Origin of the sequence: Nocardia sp. NPDC051052, assembly GCF_044456045.1 — a bacterium.
Classification (GTDB): domain Bacteria; phylum Actinomycetota; class Actinomycetes; order Mycobacteriales; family Mycobacteriaceae; genus Nocardia.
Window position 1 is genome coordinate 45,476 of sequence record NZ_JBITFL010000017.1, and the last position, 18,362, is coordinate 63,837.

At 65.5% G+C, this 18,362-nt stretch carries 19 protein-coding genes and 1 pseudogene; 12 read left to right on the forward strand and 8 right to left on the reverse strand.

The window, feature by feature from the left end:
* Nucleotides 1–70: 70 nt before the first annotated feature.
* Entirely contained in the window at nt 71–853 is a 783-nt protein-coding gene (locus ACIBCN_RS39015; RefSeq protein ID WP_396997179.1) for an IclR family transcriptional regulator, read from the forward strand.
* Here ACIBCN_RS39015 and ACIBCN_RS39020 read toward each other — a convergent pair.
* Nucleotides 850–1,644, reverse strand: a complete 795-nt coding sequence (locus ACIBCN_RS39020; RefSeq protein ID WP_396997181.1) for an SAM-dependent methyltransferase — start codon at nt 1,642–1,644, stop codon at nt 850–852. The two genes, ACIBCN_RS39015 and ACIBCN_RS39020, sit on opposite strands and share 4 nt — an antisense overlap.
* Nucleotides 1,645–1,893: 249 nt before the next feature.
* Here ACIBCN_RS39020 and ACIBCN_RS39025 point away from each other — a divergent pair, with 249 nt between their 5' ends.
* Genes ACIBCN_RS39025 through ACIBCN_RS39035 form a run of 3 tightly spaced genes read left to right on the forward strand, consistent with a single transcriptional unit; the run spans nt 1,894 to nt 3,764 of the window.
* Nucleotides 1,894–2,346 carry a MarR family winged helix-turn-helix transcriptional regulator gene (locus tag ACIBCN_RS39025; protein ID WP_396997182.1) on the forward strand — a complete coding sequence of 151 codons (453 nt, stop codon included), beginning with the start codon at nt 1,894–1,896 and terminating at the stop codon, nt 2,344–2,346.
* The gene (locus ACIBCN_RS39030; protein ID WP_396997183.1) at nt 2,343–2,765 is read left to right on the forward strand and encodes an organic hydroperoxide resistance protein; all 423 of its coding nucleotides are present in this window, start codon (nt 2,343–2,345) and stop codon (nt 2,763–2,765) included. The genes ACIBCN_RS39025 and ACIBCN_RS39030 overlap by 4 nt, the downstream gene beginning before the upstream one ends.
* Nucleotides 2,766–2,780: 15 nt before the next feature.
* Complete coding sequence (locus ACIBCN_RS39035) at nt 2,781–3,764, forward strand: zinc-binding dehydrogenase (protein ID WP_396997184.1); 984 nt, start codon at nt 2,781–2,783, stop codon at nt 3,762–3,764.
* Between the two features lie 20 nt (nt 3,765–3,784).
* On the opposite strand, the gene ACIBCN_RS39040 is transcribed toward ACIBCN_RS39035, so the two are convergent.
* The 3 genes and pseudogenes from ACIBCN_RS39040 to ACIBCN_RS39050 all read right to left on the reverse strand — a co-directional run.
* On the reverse strand, nt 3,785–5,338 hold the full coding sequence (locus tag ACIBCN_RS39040) for a phytoene desaturase family protein (protein WP_396997186.1): 1,554 nt from the start codon (nt 5,336–5,338) through the stop codon (nt 3,785–3,787).
* Between the two features lie 124 nt (nt 5,339–5,462).
* Nucleotides 5,463–6,170, reverse strand: a complete 708-nt coding sequence (locus ACIBCN_RS39045; RefSeq protein WP_396997188.1) for a hypothetical protein — start codon at nt 6,168–6,170, stop codon at nt 5,463–5,465.
* A gap of 112 nt (nt 6,171–6,282) precedes the next feature.
* A pseudogene (locus ACIBCN_RS39050) lies at nt 6,283–6,423 on the reverse strand (oxidoreductase); the annotation flags it as partial.
* Nucleotides 6,424–6,842: 419 nt separating this feature from the next.
* Here ACIBCN_RS39050 and ACIBCN_RS39055 point away from each other — a divergent pair.
* From ACIBCN_RS39055 to ACIBCN_RS39090, 8 genes are all read left to right on the forward strand, one after another.
* Complete coding sequence (locus tag ACIBCN_RS39055; RefSeq protein WP_396997189.1) at nt 6,843–7,010, forward strand: hypothetical protein; 168 nt, start codon at nt 6,843–6,845, stop codon at nt 7,008–7,010.
* Between the two features lie 9 nt (nt 7,011–7,019).
* Nucleotides 7,020–8,153, forward strand: coding sequence for an ABC transporter ATP-binding protein (locus ACIBCN_RS39060; protein ID WP_396997190.1), 1,134 nt, complete (start codon nt 7,020–7,022; stop codon nt 8,151–8,153).
* 46 nt (nt 8,154–8,199) lie between these two features.
* The gene (locus ACIBCN_RS39065) at nt 8,200–9,573 is read left to right on the forward strand and encodes an ABC transporter substrate-binding protein (protein ID WP_396997191.1); all 1,374 of its coding nucleotides are present in this window, start codon (nt 8,200–8,202) and stop codon (nt 9,571–9,573) included.
* Nucleotides 9,574–9,583: 10 nt separating this feature from the next.
* On the forward strand, nt 9,584–10,447 hold the full coding sequence (locus ACIBCN_RS39070; protein WP_396997192.1) for a metallophosphoesterase: 864 nt from the start codon (nt 9,584–9,586) through the stop codon (nt 10,445–10,447).
* Nucleotides 10,448–10,451: 4 nt separating this feature from the next.
* Nucleotides 10,452–11,414, forward strand: coding sequence for a carbohydrate ABC transporter permease (locus tag ACIBCN_RS39075; protein WP_396997193.1), 963 nt, complete (start codon nt 10,452–10,454; stop codon nt 11,412–11,414).
* Nucleotides 11,404–12,216, forward strand: coding sequence for a carbohydrate ABC transporter permease (locus tag ACIBCN_RS39080; RefSeq protein WP_396997195.1), 813 nt, complete (start codon nt 11,404–11,406; stop codon nt 12,214–12,216). The genes ACIBCN_RS39075 and ACIBCN_RS39080 overlap by 11 nt, the downstream gene beginning before the upstream one ends.
* A gap of 216 nt (nt 12,217–12,432) precedes the next feature.
* Nucleotides 12,433–13,605: a lipase family protein gene (locus ACIBCN_RS39085; RefSeq protein ID WP_396997197.1), complete on the forward strand. Its 1,173-nt coding sequence runs from the start codon at nt 12,433–12,435 to the stop codon at nt 13,603–13,605.
* Nucleotides 13,602–14,291: a DUF998 domain-containing protein gene (locus ACIBCN_RS39090; protein WP_396997198.1), complete on the forward strand. Its 690-nt coding sequence runs from the start codon at nt 13,602–13,604 to the stop codon at nt 14,289–14,291. Before ACIBCN_RS39085 ends, ACIBCN_RS39090 begins: the two co-directional genes overlap by 4 nt.
* Before the next feature lie 22 nt (nt 14,292–14,313).
* Here ACIBCN_RS39090 and ACIBCN_RS39095 read toward each other — a convergent pair whose 3' ends face one another.
* The 4 genes from ACIBCN_RS39095 to ACIBCN_RS39110 all read right to left on the reverse strand — a co-directional run bounded on the left by ACIBCN_RS39095 (nt 14,314) and on the right by ACIBCN_RS39110 (nt 18,357).
* On the reverse strand, nt 14,314–15,711 hold the full coding sequence (locus ACIBCN_RS39095) for a DUF222 domain-containing protein (RefSeq protein ID WP_396997199.1): 1,398 nt from the start codon (nt 15,709–15,711) through the stop codon (nt 14,314–14,316).
* 225 nt (nt 15,712–15,936) lie between these two features.
* Complete coding sequence (locus ACIBCN_RS39100) at nt 15,937–16,941, reverse strand: acyl-ACP desaturase (protein WP_396997201.1); 1,005 nt, start codon at nt 16,939–16,941, stop codon at nt 15,937–15,939.
* Nucleotides 16,942–17,084: 143 nt separating this feature from the next.
* On the reverse strand, nt 17,085–17,276 hold the full coding sequence (locus ACIBCN_RS39105; protein WP_396997203.1) for a biotin carboxylase N-terminal domain-containing protein: 192 nt from the start codon (nt 17,274–17,276) through the stop codon (nt 17,085–17,087).
* A 148-nt stretch (nt 17,277–17,424) separates the two neighbouring features.
* Nucleotides 17,425–18,357, reverse strand: coding sequence for a LysR family transcriptional regulator (locus ACIBCN_RS39110; protein ID WP_396997204.1), 933 nt, complete (start codon nt 18,355–18,357; stop codon nt 17,425–17,427).
* Between the last annotated feature and the right edge of the window lie 5 nt (nt 18,358–18,362).

Consider the following 18,362-nt stretch of genomic DNA (forward strand, 5'->3'; position numbering starts at 1 on the left):
CGCGGCGGGCAGTGGAGAATGAGGGTCGGTCCGAATCTGTCTGATATCCAAGACTTGCCGAGGAGATGGCATGGGAACGAGCAGCGACGTCCCGGCGTTGCGCCGCGGCCTTGCGGTGTTGCAGCTACTCGCGGGGCGAGCCGGGCCCATCTCCGCCTCGACGATCGCGCGCGAGCTCGGCCTGCCCCGATCCACCACCTATCACCTGCTCGGCGAGTTGGAGGCGGCCCGTTTCGTCACCCGCCTGCCCAGCGAGCGCCGCTACGGGCTCGGCATCGCCGCGTTCGAACTCGGCTCCGCCTATCTGCGCCATGATCCGCTCGAACGGCTGGCCGGGCCGTTGCTGCGTGAACTGGTCGAGGAGGTCGGGCACAACGCGCACCTCGGCGTGCTGCACGGCAACGAGTTGCTGTACCTCATCAAGGAACGCCCGCTGCGCCCGGAAACCCTGGTCACCGGCGTCGGCGTGCGGTTGCCCGCGCATCTGACCGCCTGCGGCCGCGCGATCCTGGCCTACCTCCCGGCCGCGCAGATTCGCGCCCTGTTTCCGTCGGCGGCCTCGTTCGTGCGCCGCACCGAGCGCGGTCCGCACTCGCTCGCGTCCCTGCGCACCATCCTCGGCACCGAGCGTAATCGCGGCTGGGCCTGCGAAGACGGCCACGTGACACCAGGCTTCGCCTCGGTCGCCTATCCCGTGTTCGACCACAATCAACGACCCATCGCGGCCATCAGCGTCACGTTGCGGCACCACTGTGCGGCCACCCCGTGCCCCGCCGACTGGGCTCCGCTGGCCGGCCGGGTCCGTACCACCGCCGACAACCTCACTCAGCGCATCGGCGGCCGGGCTACCTAGAGCTTGCGACCGATGCCGCCCCACGCCGCCGAAGGCGCCTCGCTGGTGGCGTCGGAGTCGGAGCGCCACTGGTTGACCGGCACGACGCCGGGCGGGACCAAGTCGAGATTCTTGAAGACCTCGCGGACCTGATCGACGGTTCGCACGTAGTACGGAACCGCTCCGGTTTTGGAGTAGTAGTCCGATAACCGAACCAGCCGTGGATCTTCAGTGGTTCCTTCGTACATCGCGAAATAGCTTCCGGACGGAATGGCTTCCTGCAGCGCGCCGGTGATCCGGAGAACGTCGTCCCAGGTTCGCGCGTGGCCGAGAACACCCATGAACATTACGGCGATCGGCTTGTTGAAGTTCAAAATGTTGCGCGCTTCGGTAACCACCTGATCGGTATCGTGGAAATCCGCCTCGATTAGGGCGGTCACGCCTTCGTCGGTGGTATTGACCAACAACGCACGGGCGTGTGCGAGAACGAGCGGATCATTGTCCACGTAGACGATCTTGGATTCCGGTGCAACGCCCTGCGCCACTTCGTGCGTGTTCTGCATGGTGGGCAAACCGGTGCCCACGTCGAGGAACTGCCGGATGCCTGCCTCCGCCGCGAGGTAACGCACCGCGCGAATCAGGAACTTGCGCGATTGCCGCGCCATGGTCCCGATTTCGGGATACACCGATATCCCCGACTCACCGGCTATTCGATCGACTTCGTAATAGTCCTGACCACCGAGCCAGTAATTCCAGATTCGTGCGGAATGGGGTACATCGGTGCGGATCAGCCGATCGCTTTCGCGGACCATGATGCGGCTCCTCGAGAGGTGGTACGTGCGGCTGACTGTACAAGCGTCCAACGGCCCGTGTCGGTGAATTCGGACATAAACAGCGAAGAGTCAGATTGGACACGAGTCGCGTGTTCCGCGTGCACGGAAGTCGGTTCTCGCCAGCCTGGCGGGCTTGGACACTCTACATCGGGTCGGCCCCGAGATTGTGACTGGGAACACCCAGTTGATTGGTTGTGCACAATATAGTTGTGCACTATGTTATTGGACATGATCGATCATCTCACCCTCGATGAGCAGCTCTGCTTTCCGCTGTACGCGGCATCCCGGGCGATGACCGCGGTCTACCGGCCGAAGCTGGAACGGCTCGGCCTCACCTACCCGCAATACCTGGTGATGCTCGCCCTGTGGGAACAGGACGGGCGTAGCGTCGGCGAGGTGTGCCACGCTCTCGCGTTGGACTCCGGCACGCTGTCTCCGCTGCTCAAGCGGCTGGAGGCGGCGGGTCTCGTGCAGCGGCAACGCGCCACCGCCGACGAACGTCGCGTCGACATCCAACTCACCGAACGCGGCCGCGCCCTGCGCGCCGAGGCACGCGATATCCCGGCCGAAATGGCCGAAGCCTGCGGTCTTTCCGTGGACGAATTCTTAGCGCTGCGGGCAACCCTGCGGCGACTGACCAGCGCACTCTCGGCAGCACCGAACGAAGGAGAACAGTCATGAAGATCCTGTACACCGCGGAAGCATTGGCGACCGGCGACGGCCGCAACGGGCACGCGCGCACCACCGACGGCAAGGTCGACGTCACCCTGGCCACCCCCAAGGAAATGGGCGGCAGCGGCGAGGGCACCAACCCCGAGCAGCTCTTCGCGGCGGGCTACTCCGCCTGCTTCCATTCGGCGCTGCGCCTGGTCGGCAAGCAGGACAAGGCGAATGTCGACGATTCCGCGGTCGGCGCCAAGGTCAGCATCGGCCCGAACGACGCGGGCGGCTTCGAGCTCGCGGTCACCCTCGAGGTGTCACTGCCCCACCTGTCCCGCGAGGACGCACAGGCCCTCGCCGACAAGGCACACCAGGTGTGCCCGTACTCCAACGCCACCCGCGGCAACATCGACGTGACCGTCGTTGTCGCCGAAGACTGAACGAAGGAGCACAGCATGCGTGCGGTAGTCATCGAGACCTTCGGCGAACCGAAGGACGTACTGAACACGGCCGAACGCCCGCAGCCCGAACCCGGCGAGGGTGAGGTGCGAATCGAGCTGATCCTCGCCCCCATCCACAATCACGACCTCGCCATCGTGCGCGGCGTCTACGGCTACAAACCGCCGCTGCCCGCGATCCCCGGCACCGAGGGCGTCGGCCGGATCGACGCGCTCGGCCCCGGCGTGACCGGACTGACTGTCGGCCAACGGGTTACCGTCTCCGGCGCACAGAACGTCTGGGCCGACTATTTCGTCGCCAAGGCCGCCCAGGCGGTGCCGGTGCCGGACGCGGTGTCCGACGAGACCGCCGCCCAGTTACTCGCCATGCCGCTCAGCGCGCTGATGCTGCTCGAAGACCTCGAGGTCGCCAGCGGCGAGTGGATCGCGATCAACGCCGCCAACGGCGCGGTCGGCAGGCTTGTGAATGTGCTTGCGCGGCAACGCGGTGTGCACGTGCTCAACCTGGTGCGCGGGCAGAAATCGGTCGAGGCGCTGCGTGCGGCGGGCTTCGAGCCGGTCTTCGACACCGAGCTCGAGGGTTGGCGCGACGAGGCCGTGGCCGCCACGTCGGGTGCGCCGATCGTCCGCGCCGTCGACCAGGTCGGCGGACGCGCGGCCGGCGATGCGATGGCATTGCTGGCGCCCAAGGGCGAGCTGATCTCGTTCGGCGCGCTGTCCGGCCAGCCGATGTCGCTCAGTCCGAGCGATCTCATCTTCAAACAGACTGTGGTCAAGGGGTTCTGGGGTTCCAAGCGGATCGAGGAAACCTCGGCCGAGGATCGTAGGCGGCTGATCGGCGAACTGGTGTCCGCGGCGGCGCAGGGTGTCTTGAAGCTCGACGTAGAAGCCACCTATCCCCTGGACGCGGCGGCTGACGCGGCCGTCGCCACCGAAAGCCCGGGCCGCAGCGCGAAGGTAGTGCTGGCACCCAAGGTCTGAAGCGCCGAACGTCTAAAGCGCTACGGGCGCGGTTCGAGAACGGCCATGGCGGCATTGTGACCTGGAATGCCGCTGACACCGCCGCCTCGCACCGCGCCCGCGCCGCAGAGCAAGACATTGCGGTGCCCGGTCGAGACACCCCACCGCGCGGCCGGATCCGTCTCGGAGTCGTCCGCTCGATAGGGAAACGCCAAGTCGCGGTGGAAGATATGGCCACCCGGTAAGCCCACTTCTTGCTCGAGGTCGAGCGGGGTCTTCGCTTCCAAGCATGGCTCACCGTTTTCGTCCATGGCAAGGCAATCCGCGATCGGCTCGCCCAGCACGGAATCCAGTTGGGCGATGGTCGCTTTCACAAGCTCCGCCTTGGCCGCCGCCGGATTCTTGGCGAAAAGTTTTGCCGGTGTATGCAAACCGAACAGTGTGAGGGTGTGCGCGCCCTGCGCGGCCAGTTCCGGCGACAGGATCGACGGATCGGTCAGCGTGTGGCAGTAGATCTCCGACGGCGGCGCGGACGGAATCCGGCCGATCGCCGCCTCGCCGTAGGCCCGGTCCAGCTGTGCGTACGATTCGCCGATGTGGAAGGTCCCGGCGAACGCTTCGCGTGGATCGACCGAGGTGTCGCGCAGCCGGGGCAGCCGCCGCAACAACATGTTGATCTTCAATTGCGCGCCTTCGGGTTTCACCTCCGCCGCTGCGCCTAGCAGCCGTGCGAGCTCGTGCGGCGCGGCGTTCACCAGCACGTGCCCCCCGCTCACCACGCCGTTCTCGAAACTCACTTCGGCTGTGCGATCGTCGGTATCGATCGCGGTCACCGCGCAGTCGGTGACGATCTCCGCGCCCGCGGCGCGCGCCGCCGCGGCGAGCGCATCGGTGAGCGCACCCATGCCGCCCACCGGCACATCCCAGTCCCCCGTGCCGCCGCCGACCACGTGATACAAAAAGCACCGATTCTGCCGCAGCGTCGAATCGTGCGCGTGCGTGAAGGTTCCGATCAACGCGTCGGTCAGCACTACACCACGCACCGTGTCATCGGCGAATTCCGACTCGACGATCTCCCCAAGCGGCCGCTCGAACAGCGCCTCCCACGCGAGCTCGTCGTCGACGATGCCGCGCAACTCCGCCCGCGACGGCAGCGGCCGCGTCAACGTCGGAAACACACGCTCGGCCAGCCGCCCGGTCATCGCATAGAACCGTTGCCACGCAACGAAATCCCGATCAGATCCGGTCAGCCGGACGAAACTTGCCCGCGTGCGCTCGTCGGATCCGGTATCCACCAACAGCCCGCCCGCACCCACCGGCGTATACGACGAGATCCGGCGACGTCGCGTCTCGAACGACAACCCCAGCTCATCGACGATCTGCCGAGGCAGCAAACTCACCAGATACGAGTACCGCGACAACCGCGCATCCACCCCGGCGAACACCCGCGCCGAGACCGCCGCCCCACCGGTGTCGGACTGCCGCTCCAACACCACCACCGACCGCCCGGCCCGCGCCAGATACGTGGCGGCCACCAATCCGTTGTGACCACCACCCACAACCACCACGTCATACGACGACCGCGTCGGCTTCATCTGTCCTCGATAGCACGGATTCGCGTCAATCGGCACCCAACACAGCCGAAAACCCCGCCCGGTCGGGTGGACCGGGCGGGGTCGGATGTCCCCCAGCGAACGCGGCTGGGTTCTTCTCCACTACCTACTTGGCCGGGGGTGCCGGAGGCATCGGCGGCTGGCTGATGGTGGCGAAGTACTGGATTGCCGCACCGATGGCGACCGGAGCGGTCACCAGGATCTGGCCCGCGACGGTGCCGAGCGCGCCGACCGCGATGATGCCGCCGAGGCAGCCGACGGCCGCGGCCGGAATGAACGGACCGAACATACCGATGATGGTGGCGGCAGCGGCGGTGGCGCCGAGGATGCCACCCAGCACGCAACCAACAGCCGCGCCTCCGAGACCACCGACCAGGGTGCCGATGGTGGCGCCCATCGAGATGGTGCTGGTCATCCGGCTCCAGGCGGCCTGCTCACGGTCGTAATCGCTCTTCCACGGCGCCTTGTCCTCGAACGGCAGGGCGACCGGCTTGTAGGTCGCCTTGTCCATCTCGAGCTGCGGGGTGAGCGTCGCGGTGTGATCCGCGATGTCCGCGTTGATCGGGAACTCGAACTCGTCGACCCGGAACTTCAGCGGCGTACCCGTGAGCGTGGTGCCGTTGGCGGCCTTGATCTTGAAGACACCATCCTCGACGACCATCGAGCCGCCGTCGGTCTTGACGACGGTCTGGGTCGCGGAGGCGTTGGCGGTGAAATCGATCGCGTCGTCAGCGACCGGCTGCGCGGCGGCCGTGCCGGCGGCGATGCCGACTGCGGCGGCCGCTCCTGCGGCCACCGCAACGATTTTCCTCATCTGTACCTTCTTCCTGTCCTCATGGAGATTCGGCACGCCTAGCGCGCCAGCTGCCGGTCGCGGATCGCGCCGGCAAGTCGGGTCGAGGACGAACGGGGGTCGTGCGGCCTTGTCACAGATCCAGTACCAGCACGTTCGACCTGGCGCGCGAAACGCACAGCATCATGGTGTCTCCCCGCGCCTGCTCCGCGGCGGTCAGTAGCGAATCGCGATGGTCGACATCGCCTGCGAGAACGACAGTTTCGCGGGTGCCGATCCGAAAAGTTCCACCGCTGCATGCCAATCGGACCTCGAAGGTCCCATTCGGCGCGAGCGGCAGCCATCGAAGGAACGCATAACTGTCGCTGGCAACCAGCTCGAAATTGTTGCGCGGCATCGACACTCGCAGCACAGTACCCGCAAGCGCGGCAGTCTGCAGATGATGCGACCCGCCGCGGCCCGCGGGCTCGTATAACACCACGATGCACCAGCGGGCCGACTCCGCCAGGTCACCACACAGCAACATCGATATGCCGGGCCGCCTCATCTCGGTCTTCTTTCTCTGATTGCTCGGTCGCGATCACGGTCTCTGAGATTCCTGGCGACGTACCAGGCGAAAACGCAGTCGATTCGGACGATCGACGTTGACTATCGCCCCGACCCGGGCGGCACCGCGGCCCCGAAACTGGCGCCATGACAAATGTGCGGCAATTGGTGGAGACCAAACCACCCAGCCCTCGAGAGCCGCACCGGCAACGGACCGCAGATGTTCCTGTCGACTTCCGGGTCTCCCAGATTCCGAAGGCGCGCGTCACCCAGCGCGTCGCGACCTGGATTGTCGCCGGCGAACTGCCCGGCTGAGGAGAACTGGTGGCAAGACTGCGAATTGACAAGGTGTCGAAGCAATTCGGCGCGACCCATGCGGTGCGTGAGGTGAGCCTGGACATCGCCGATGGCGAATTCCTCGTGCTACTCGGGCCGAGTGGGTGTGGCAAGTCCACGCTGCTGCGGATGATCGCGGGCCTGGAGGACTCCACCGACGGGCTGATCCTGTTAAACGACAACGACATCACGCACCGAGCGCCGCAGCAGCGTGACCTGGCGATGGTGTTCCAGAGCTACGCGCTCTACCCACATCTGACCGTGGCCGAGAACATCGGCTTCCCGCTGCGGGCCAGGCGCACGCCGCGCACCAAGATCACCGAGCGGGTGGCCGAGGTAGCCGCCGTGCTCGGCCTCGATGAGCTGCTGCGCCGCAAGCCTGCCGCGCTGTCGGGCGGCCAGCGGCAGCGAGTCGCGTTGGCCCGCGCCATGGTTCGCGATCCCGGCGCCTTCCTGATGGACGAGCCGCTGTCGAACCTGGACGCCAAACTGCGCAGCGCGACCCGCGCCGAACTGATCACACTGCATCGCAGGCTGGGGGCGACGTTCCTCTACGTCACCCACGACCAGGTCGAGGCGATGACCATGGCCGACCGGATCGCGCTACTCAACGAGGGGCAGGTGGAGCAGGTCGGCACACCGACCGAGCTGTACGACCGGCCGCGGTCCACCTTCGTCGCCGGATTCCTCGGCGCTCCGCCGATGAACCTGTTTCCCGGTGTTGTCACCGAACGCGACGGCAGGCTGTTCCTGGTCGCCGACGGCATCGACGTCGAATTGGCCATCACCGCTGACGATTTCGGCGCCGCTGTCGACGTGATCGCGGGCATCCGCCCCGAACAGCTTCGCATGGACGTGACCGCCGCGGACATTCGCGGCGAGGTGACCATGGTGGAAAACCTGGGCAGCGAGGAGCTCATCCACTTCACCACCGGCGACCACACGCTCTGCGCCCGCGCATCGCGCCCCGCCGATGTGCACACCGACGACAGCATCGGGCTGCGCGTCGATCCCGCCCACATCCACCTTTTCGACCCCGAATCCGGTCTGCGCATGACATGGCAGGACCCACCGCAGGATTCGCTACGCGACAGCGCCGAAAAAGCCGTCTCCGTCGCCTGACTCGCGACAACGCCGTCCGACATCACCGAACAATGAGGAGAATACCGTGAACCGCACCGCGCCCATCTTGGGCATGGTGTTCGCAACCACCGTCGCGCTCAGCGCTTGCGGCGGACTCGGGAGCACCAGCACAGATTCGGACTCCAGCACCGCGCAGATCCCGGACTTGACGCCGGATCAGCACGTGGCCATCGTGTTCGAGTCCTACAACTACGGACTCGCCGGAGCGTGGACCGACACCTTCAACACGCTCATCGGCGACTTCCGTAAGAAGTTCCCGAACATCACGGTGACCGCACAGAAGCCGCAGGGCAACAGCCCGAACCCGGCCACGGACACCATCTCCAGCATCCAGAATCAGACGGTCGCGGGCACCCCGCCGGACGTCGCCCAGCTCGGCTTCAGCGACCTGGACTACACGGTCCATCAGCTGGGCGCCAAGCCGTTGGACACGCTGGTCTCCAAGCAGGAGGTCCAGCGCAACTTCGACGGCGCCAAGTACCCCTATGCGCCGAAGGCCCGCACCCTCGCCGATTGGGACGGCCACACCTACGGCGTACCCTTCGTCTTCTCCACGCCGGTTCTATATTTCAACGCGTCGCTGTTCACCGCGGCCGGGCTCGATCCGGCCAAGCCGCCGACCACGTGGCAGCAGGTCGCGGAGGCGTCCACCGCGATCACCAGCAAGACCGGTAAGGGCGGCATCTACGTCGACTGCCTGACCAAGACCGCCAAGGACTGGTGCTTCCAGTCACTGGTCCGGTCCAATGGCGGCCGGGTCATCTCCGACGACCGCAAGTCACTGACCTTTGCCGACGCGCCAGTGGTCGAGGTCGCGCGGCAGCAACAGCAACTCGTCGAGTCGGGCAGCATGCCCAAGCTCAACCAGAAGCAGGGCTACGAGGCGTTCGCCCGCGGCGATATCGGCATGATCCTGGAGACCAGCGCGATCCAGGGCACCTTCACCACCGGCGCCAAGGACAAGTGGGACCTGCGCTCCGCGCCCATGCCGAGTTACTCGGGCAAGCCGACGGTGCCGACGAATTCCGGTGCGTCCCTGCATATTCTGTCGAACGACCCGGCCAAGCAGCGGGCATCCTGGGAGTTGATCGAATTCCTCACCAGCGAGGAGGCCTATACCAAGATTTCGCAGGGCATCGGCTACCTGCCGCTACGCACCGGGCTGATGGACGACCCTGCCGGACTAAAGGATTGGTCGGCGAAGAACCCGCTGCTGCAGCCGAACGTCGCCCAGCTGGCGAACATGGAACCGTGGATCTCTATGCCGGGCACCAACTACCTGCAGATCCGCGACGGCATGATGGACGCGGTCGAGGCGATCGTGTTCCAGGGCAAGGATCCGCAGGCCACCCTGACCGAAGCGCGTGCGCAGGGCGCCAAACTGCTGCCCGCCTCATGAAGGACATCGTATGAACACGCCGGTGACGATCGTCCAACTGACCGACACCCACATCCGGCACGCAGGCGAAAAGGTGCACGGCAAGGTCGATACCTACGAGAACCTCACCTATGTGCTGCAACAGCTTCGGGCCTCGCAGCAGCGGATCGACGCGCTGGTGCTGTCGGGAGACCTGACCGACAACGGCTCGCCCGAGGAGTATCGGCGGCTGCGTGACGCGGTCGAGCCGGTGGCCGCCGCGCTCGGCGCGCAGACGGTGTACGTGATGGGAAATCACGACGAGCGCGCGGCGTTCGGCAGCGAGTTGCTCGGAAACGATGCCGCGACCCTCGATCCCGATGTCACCCACGACAGTGTCACCGAGGTGGCCGGGGTGCGGGTCATCGCGCTGGACAGCTCCACCCCGGGCCGTCACGACGGCAGGCTGGAACCCGGACAGCTCGACTGGCTGGCCGATGAGCTGCGTCGACCGGCGCCGCACGGCACGCTGCTGGTGCTGCACCACCCGCCCACCCCGTCGCCGATCGCGGCCACCGAGTACCTGAAGCTCGAACGGCCCGAGCTGCTGGCGGAGGTGCTCTCGGGATCCGATGTGCGGCTGATCATCTGCGGGCACAACCACCTGACCGGTGCGGCCGCGCTCGGCGGCATCCCGGTCTGGATCGGACCGGCGATGTCGTATCGGATCGATCCGATCGCGCCGGTCGGCCGGCACCGCGGGCTGGTCGGATTCGGTTACAGCCGTATCGATCTGCTCGGATCGTCGCTGGTGGCCACCGCGATCGAGGCGACCCCCGCCGAAACCGTCTACGACAGAATGGAACAGGACGTGCTCGATCAGCTCGCCGCGTTGGCCGCGGCGGAGACCAGGTAGGTCGATGTTCGTCATCGAAACCCCGCGCGCTGCCGAGGAAGTGGCCGCCCCGCTCACTCCCCCGGTGTCGTCGCCGCACCGCCTCGCCCGGTTCCGCCGGGCGGGGCGGTTCGTGGTGCCGTACCTTTATCTGGCGCCCGCGCTGTTCCTGCTCGTCGTGTGGACCTACCGGCCGCTGGTGCAGGCGTTCGAGTTGTCCACCTACTCCTGGAATCTCCTGCCGACCTCACCGATGAAGCCCGTTGGTACCGGCAATTACGAACGGCTGATGGAACTTCCGGCATTCTGGAATTCGATCGGCCGCACGGGTGCCTTGATCGTCGGCATGTTGCCGTTCACCGTGCTACTTCCAGTGCTCATCGCGTTGGCGAGCAAGCGGGTGCACAGCCGGGCCAGGACGATCTATCAGGCGTTCATCTTCGTGCCATTCCTGGTCGCTCCCGTTGCGGCAGCGGCGGTTTGGCGCTGGCTGCTACATCCGGGTAGCGGGTTCGTCGACCAGCTGATCGGCTCGAACCGCAACTGGGTGTACGACGTGAGCACCGCGCACCTCGTGATCATCGCGATCACCGGCTGGCAGCTGCTCGGATTCTCGGTGCTGGTGGTGTGGGCCGGACTGGCCGGTATCAGTGGGGATTACCACGAGGCGGCCCAAGTGGACGGCGCGAGCCCCGGGCAGATTCGGCGCTGGATCACCTTGCCGCTGCTGTCCCCCACGGTGATGTTCCTGGTGCTGACCACCGTATTGCTCAGTCCCATTCTGACTTTCCCGCTTATCGACTCGATGACGCAGGGCGGTCCCGCGCAGGCCACCACGAATATCTATTACCTGCTGTGGGACTACGCCTTCCACAGCTTCGATGCCGGGCTCAGCGCGGCCGCCGGAGTGCTGTTGTTCGCCGGGTTCGGTGTGATCGCCGGGATTCTGGTGTGGATCTCGGAAAAGGTGGCCTTCCATGATGATTGATCGTCTACGCACGGCCGGCAGCCACGTGCTGCTGGCGGTGACCGCCGTGGTGTGTATTTTCCCGATCTACTGGCTGTTCGCGACCTCGCTGCGCAGGCCGGAAGACGTCACCTCGCTGTCGCCGATCCCCTGGCCGATCTCGTTCGCCAACTACACCGAGGCGGCCGAGAAGGTCGACGTGCTCGGCCTCATCGGCAACACCTTCTTCATCGCGGCGCTGTCCGCGGTAGGGCAGCTGCTCGTCGCGTTGCTGGCGTCCTACGCGTTCGCGATGTACACGTTCCCGTTCCAGAAGATCCTGTATCTGGCGTTCGTCGGCACCTGGCTCGTGCCGTTCCAGGTGACCATGCTGCCGAACTATGTGCTGCTCACCCAGCTCGGGCTCATCAACTCGCTGATCGGGGTCGTGCTGCCGACCCTGTGCTCGGCACTCGCGGTGCTGATGTTGCGTCAGCACATGGCGAGCTTCCCCAAGGAGCTCGTGGCCGCCGCCAAGATCGACGGGCGCTCGTCCTGGTCCATCCTGTGGACCGTGGTGGTGCCCAACCTGCGGCCCGCGCTGGCCGCGCTCGGCATCCTGCTGTTCATCAATGCCTGGAACGAATATTTCTGGCCCGCGGTGGTGCTTCGCCAATCCAACAGCGTGCTCCAACTCGGGCTGCGCAGTTTCATGGGCACCGAGGGTGATCAGTGGGGACCGATGATGGCGCTGGCGAGCCTCGCCTGCCTTCCGGTCCTGGTGATGTACCTGTTATTGCAACGCCACATCGTGAACGCTTTCGTAAGGTCGGGACTTAAGTAGTTTCAGGTGGTCGGTTACGAATCGGTACGCAAACTGAGATTCCGCTCACTCGACAGTGCGGAGACCGCGATCACAGGACATCCTGATCTTGCTGGGAACGTCACGGCCTGCGATCGACCGGGCGCCATGGAGCGCCGAGCGATTCGTTGACGCAGAGCTCGGGACGACGCGGGGAAAGCAAACGGTGCGCAGCAGAGTCGAAGGAGCGAATGGATCGTGCGTCCGAAGAGGGCACTGACGTGGGTTTCCCTGGCCGCCGCCGCGGTGCTGGTCGCCGCTAGTTGCGGGTCTTCCTCGGACACCGCAGCCGAGACGCCGCAAAAGCCGGGCACGCTTCTTTCGCAGCGGCCGCTGACCAATGGCGGTCCCAAGATCGCGGCGGCCGCTGGTTCGGCGACGTACTTCCGGTACATCTCTACCGCTCCGGACAAATCGCCCATCGAAGTGTCGGGTGCGGTGTATCTGCCGAAAGGCGCCGCGCCAGATGGGGGCTGGCCATTGATCGCCTATGGGCACGGCACCTCCGGGGTGGCCAGTGACTGCGCGCCGACGAATTCGCCCGAGCTATTCGGCAACGACGTTACGGTCGCCAATCTGCTCGACGCGCACAAAGCCGTGGTGATGACCAACTATCAGGGTCTCGACGGCCCCGGCTCGGCGCCATATTTGGAAGCCGAGTCCTCGGGTTACGACGTGCTCGACTCCGTTCGGGCCGCGCAGCAACTCGGGCTGCCGGTGACCAAAGAGGTTGTCCTCGTCGGGTTGTCTCAGGGCGGACGGGCCACGGAATCCGCGGCCGAGACAGCCAAGGCCTACGCGCCCGAGCTGAAAATCCTCGGCAATGTGCTGCTCTCGCCCGCACTGCGCAGCGAACTCGCGCAGGCCGCGGCAACGAACACGCTGACCGTCGGCCAGTACCTGCTGCTGCCCTACCTAGTGGCCGCCGTCCGATATGACCACCCGGACTACTCCTACGACAGGGTCCTGCACGGCGCGCTGCTCTCGGCAGCGCCCCGGCTCGAAGGACTCTGCACTGGGCAGACGACGCTGAAAGACCTCGCCATCGGCCAGGCCGCGACGCCCGCCGCCGCGTCGTTCGTCGACGATGGTGCGCGGCAAGCACTGGACGATTACGAATCAGGCGGCAATCTGCCCAAGGTCGCCACCGACATTCCGACCTTTATCTCGCGCGGCAACAGCGACGACCTCGTCAACACCGCGTGGGGAAACCAGGCCGTCGCCGACATGTGCGGTCTCGGCATCGACCTCGTCGACCACGTGCTGCCCGGCGGCCACGAAGCCTGGCGTGCTCGCGGCGATCTGGTCACCGCGTGGATCAACGACCGCTTCGCCGGTGCCCCCGTCCCCCCGACCACCTGCCGCCGTTGACCGCCCGCCTGAAAACCGGTGCGGCTCTGCTGATCCTGACGATCAGCTACTACATCGCCGAACTGATCGTCGGCAACCGGTGGCACGACGCGCACCCGTACAGCTGGCCCGACAACATGATCAGCGACCTCGGCGTCCCCGAATGCTTCGGCGACATGGCGCAATACGGCGCATCGACTCCCCGCTACATCTGTTCGCCGTGGCACGCGTGGATGTCCGCCGAGTTCGTCCTGCTCGGCGTTCTCGTACTTGCCGCAGCGTTGCTACTCGCCCCACTACTGCCGAAAACCTTTGCCGGACGGGCGGTTCCCTATCTTGCTTTGATCAACTGTCTCGGCATAGTCCTGGTCGGAACCTTTCCGGGCAGCGCAGGCGAAGTTCCCGGCGGCAACCACCTGCGCGCCGTCCTGCACCCAACCGGCGCCTACCTGGAACTCCTGTCCGGCCTGGCGATCATGATCATCATCGCCTGCCACTATCGAACCCACCGCGCTTACACCGCAGCGACTCTCGCCCTGATCGTCATAACAATCATCGGCATGATCACCAGCCTCGCCCCAAACCACCTCGGCCTCGGCGCAGGCACCGCCGAACGCCTCGCCATCGATCCGTTCGTCGTCTGGCGAATCGTCACCGGCGTCGCCCTCCTCATCGCCTTGCCCAGAATCCAGCGCCAGACCACCTGAGTGTCCTAGGGTGCCCCAGGTTTCAGGCGGCGCCGTCTAGCGACTGATCTTGTCGCAATCGCTCCCGGTGTTGTTGTCGCTCTTGCTCTTTCCGATCTTGGACGCGAGAGAGCGCTTCGGCGAGCAGTTCGCCGGGATGGTGGCGGTTGTTGATTCGCGGGATCCCACTGGGATCGATGTGCGGTGGTGCAATCCAGGCGACCCGGCCAGGATGCGTCGACTCCGGTCCCAGCACCACGGTTTTCCAGCCACCGGGCCCGTCGTGGACCATCGCGTGACAGCTATCGCAGGCCAAAGTTTCGTTGCCGATATCGGTGGCGCCGGACTTGCTCCAGTCCGTGACGTGATGAGTGGCAGACACACTCGCGGGCGCATCACAACCGGGGCGCGAGCAGCCACGCACAGCGGCGATCAACGCCAATCGCTGTGCGGCAGAAGCCAAACGTTTGGTGCGCCCTAGATGCAATGGCACACCTTGGGCATCGAACACCATCAAGAACGGCTGCGCCCCCTCAGCCAGTTTCAACGCCTCACTCATGGGAACCATGCCCCCGGTCGCGGTGGTCGCGACCCCTGCGGCCTTCTCGACATCCGCGACGCTCATCGTCAAGATGGTCGAGACCGGCAGCCCGCGATGCGACCCCAGCTTCTCCGGTGCGACACAATGCGTGAACAAGGCCACGAAACCATCATGGGTGCGTTGCGCGACACTGCGGGCGTCCCGCCGGGCCGCGGCAGCGAGCTCGTCCAGATCGACGTATTCACCATCTCCGGAAGGACTCGCAGGATCATCCAGGTTGTTCATACCGGGTCGAGCGAGTTTGGCCATGACCGGATCCAGCAGCGCACGCAGGGTCGGGGTAATCTCACCTTTGATCGGCGACATCCCATCGGCACGCTGACGGCCGATAGTGATACCACGCATTCGTGCACGATCGGTATCGTCTGTGCGTTCCCCGTCCGGGTCCAGATGCGCCAGGATCGCCTCGCCCAGCTTAGGGATGTCATCGGGCGAGCCGGTCCGTGCGAAATCGGCCAGAAGCTGTTCCGCGGCCTCGAAATCCGTGTTCGCCGTCGAACCCGGGACCCGCTTCATCACCGCCGCGATCTGCCGCGCGTGATCGACCGAGACCTCGCCGTCGATTTGCCCCGCCGCAGTCGCGGGCAACCGCGCCTCGCGTGCCTCGCCTGCCATGTCATGCCAGGACCCCAGCGACATCGCTGCCGCGACACGCGCACCAGCGTCAGGGCTGGACAGCCGGAGGATGTGCATCAAAAATTTCTTCACGGTGCGGGTACCGGTCTGATTCGGCAGATTTCGGTCCGAGGCTTGCACGATCAACCGATGCCCCACGGCCGCAAGCATCCGAGTGGCCTGCTCGACGTCGCGCAGCAACTCGATGATCGCGTCGTCGGACATCACAGTCAACGACCGATCGAGCAGGTCGGAAACAGCGCCGAGCAGCGGGTCGGCGACCCGGTCCTGCTGCGCGACGCTGCTCGAACTCATGTTCTAACCCTATCGAGCCCCCGCGATTAACGCCAGCAAAAAACCTATCTGATCTGCAGGTTTTCACATTGAAAGGTATGTGAAGCCAAGGGCTTTGACGATCAACAGCAGCTACTGATCAACGCAGCGTGCTGATCAACTCAGCGTCGTGGTCAACGCGGCCGAGTCGCGCTTGGCCGCCTGGCGAGCGGCGATGCGGTCGCGGCGCTCCTCGAACTTGAGCATGTCGCGTTCATACTTCGCGAGGTAATCCGCGAGTTTTTCGCGGGTCTGCTCGCCAGCGGCGGTGAAGTCGGTGCGCTCGAAGATCTTCCAGATGCGCAAGACCGGCATCACCACGTCTTCGAGGTGCTGACGCATGTCGTAGATGGCGTGCTTGGCCATGAGCGCGCCGTAGCGCCGGAAGTTCGGGTTTTCCGCGCCGGGCATCTGGAAGTTCATCAGGGTCAACGCGATGGCTTCGATGGCCTGGTCGGGCGCCAGGTCGAGGGCGGCGCCGCACATGTTGCGGTAGAAGATCATGTGCAGGTTCTCGTCGGCGGCGATGCGCTGCAGCATCTTATCGGCGATCGGGTCGTTGCAGACCCGCCCGGTGTTGCGGTGGCTGAGCCGGGTGGCGAGTTCCTGGAAGGTCACGTAGGCCACGCCGAGCAGGAATCCGGCGTCAGGCACCTCGCTGGGATCGATGGTGCCGTACTTGGCGACGGCCAGCGGATCGAAGCCGGTGGTCATCGCGATCATCCTGGCGTTTTCCAGTTCGACCGGGTCGACGCCGCGGGTAACGACCAGGTAGTCGCGCATCACGATGCCGTGCCGGTTCTCCTCGGCGGTCCAGCGACCCACCCAGGTGCCCCACGCGCCGTCCTGAGAGAAGTTCTCCGCGATCACCCGGTGGTAGGAGGGCAGGTTGTCCTCGGTGAGCAGGTTGGTGATCATCGCCGCCTTGGCGACGTCGGACAGCTGCGACTGGCTGGGGTCCCAGTCGACGCCGCCCATCGCGGCGAAGTTACGGCCCTCGTCCCACGGCACGTAGTCGTGCGGGTGCCAGGCCTTCGCCATCGACAGGTGTCGATTGACGTTCTCCGCCGCAATCGGCTCGAGCTCAGTGAGCAGCTCAAGCTGGGTCAGAAGTCTCCCCATTTGCGTTACCCCTCAGACGTTTTGGCTCACCTTGCGCCTGGCCGAACACGACCGCCAGCGCGACAACCTCCGCGAGCCTACGGATCCGTAGGTGGCAATTCAACCGGCCGTTCTCCTGCCCCCAGAACTGGTGGCAGTGTCGATCAAGGCGGTGTCGTTGGTCGCGGCCTTATCCGGACCGCCTGGTCGGCGCGCCGAACCGCCGCAGAATCGGCGTTGGAGACCGAATGCACCGCGAAGGTGTCGATGCCGAGTTCGGCGCAGGTGCGGATGACTCGGACGGCGATCTCATCGCGATTGGCGACGAGCACCTTGCGGATCGTCCGGGTCGTCACCGAACCACCTGGAGCACTATTCGAGGTGCTGGGCCTCGCGGTGACAGACACTGTGTTCACAATGTCGAATTCTGTTCGCCGACAGCGAATTATCGCCCGGTCGATATCGCGGTTCCTACCGCGCGAACGCCACAGCCTATCGAAGGGACTAGGCCGACACCGCTCGGGCAATATCGATGTGTGCCGCTCCAGGTGAATCCACGCACTCCAGGAAAAGCGATACCGCCGGATTCGACTCGTCCGCACGCCACACCGCGTACAAATCCAAAGTCGGCACCGGATCGAGCAATTTCACTGCCACCAAACTACTTCCCGGCGCGCCCATACCCATCGAAATCGCGCGCGGCAGCGAGGCGAACCCGACCACCGGCCGCACCGACACCATGTGCGCAGTCGCGCCGGGATCGTCCGCGGTCTGCGCGACCGACAGGGTGATCCTGGTATCCGCCGCCGCGCGGAAGATCGAGTCGTACATGGCCGGACACTGTTCGCGGGCGAACAGCACACACTCCTGGCCCGCCAATTCGGCGAACGACACGCCGGGCCGGTCAGCCCACCGATGCCGCCTGCCGACCACCGCCACCAGCGGAACCCGGTGCAGCAGGCGCCGATACCGGAAATCCGTGGTGCTCGGGTGGCCGTACACCATGGCCAGGTCGAGCGAGCCGTCGGAGAGCGCGGTCAGCTGCGGCCCGGTGCGTTTCTCCCACAGCGACACCACGATGTCGGGGTGCTGCTCGGTCATCTTCGTCAAGGCGTCCGGCAGCACATGCCTGCTGGCCGGCAGGTTATAACCGATATCGAGGGTGCCCGCCCGCCCCGCCGCGGTGGCCTTGGCGACCTGGGCGGCTCGGTCCATCTGGGCCACGATGATCCGGGCTTGACCCTCGAACTCCCGTCCCGCCGGGGTCAGTTTGACCTCGTGCGAGGTGCGTGCGACCAGTTGCACGCCAAGCGACTTCTCCAGCTTCTGCAGCTGGGCACTGAGACTGGGCTGCGTCAGATGCAAGCGCTGCGCGGCGCGGCCGAAATGCAGCTCTTCGGCAAGAGTGATGAATGAAACCAGATGTCGGAACTCCATGCCGC

Bases quoted from the DNA above. Each gene is read 5' to 3' on its own strand.
- ACIBCN_RS39095 (WP_396997199.1), bottom strand. From the start codon at position 15,711: ATGTCCGACGACGCGATCATCGAGTTGCTGCGCGACGTCGAGCAGGCC.
- ACIBCN_RS39035 (WP_396997184.1), top strand. From the start codon at position 2,781: ATGCGTGCGGTAGTCATCGAGACCTTCGGCGAACCGAAGGACGTACTG.
- ACIBCN_RS39100 (WP_396997201.1), bottom strand. From the start codon at position 16,941: ATGGGGAGACTTCTGACCCAGCTTGAGCTGCTCACTGAGCTCGAGCCG.
- ACIBCN_RS39080 (WP_396997195.1), top strand. From the start codon at position 11,404: ATGATGATTGATCGTCTACGCACGGCCGGCAGCCACGTGCTGCTGGCG.
- ACIBCN_RS39015 (WP_396997179.1), top strand. From the start codon at position 71: ATGGGAACGAGCAGCGACGTCCCGGCGTTGCGCCGCGGCCTTGCGGTG.
- ACIBCN_RS39040 (WP_396997186.1), bottom strand. From the start codon at position 5,338: ATGAAGCCGACGCGGTCGTCGTATGACGTGGTGGTTGTGGGTGGTGGT.
- ACIBCN_RS39075 (WP_396997193.1), top strand. From the start codon at position 10,452: ATGTTCGTCATCGAAACCCCGCGCGCTGCCGAGGAAGTGGCCGCCCCG.
- ACIBCN_RS39070 (WP_396997192.1), top strand. From the start codon at position 9,584: ATGAACACGCCGGTGACGATCGTCCAACTGACCGACACCCACATCCGG.
- ACIBCN_RS39045 (WP_396997188.1), bottom strand. From the start codon at position 6,170: ATGAGGAAAATCGTTGCGGTGGCCGCAGGAGCGGCCGCCGCAGTCGGC.
- ACIBCN_RS39110 (WP_396997204.1), bottom strand. From the start codon at position 18,357: ATGGAGTTCCGACATCTGGTTTCATTCATCACTCTTGCCGAAGAGCTG.
- ACIBCN_RS39030 (WP_396997183.1), top strand. From the start codon at position 2,343: ATGAAGATCCTGTACACCGCGGAAGCATTGGCGACCGGCGACGGCCGC.
- ACIBCN_RS39055 (WP_396997189.1), top strand. From the start codon at position 6,843: ATGACAAATGTGCGGCAATTGGTGGAGACCAAACCACCCAGCCCTCGA.
- ACIBCN_RS39025 (WP_396997182.1), top strand. From the start codon at position 1,894: ATGATCGATCATCTCACCCTCGATGAGCAGCTCTGCTTTCCGCTGTAC.
- ACIBCN_RS39020 (WP_396997181.1), bottom strand. From the start codon at position 1,644: ATGGTCCGCGAAAGCGATCGGCTGATCCGCACCGATGTACCCCATTCC.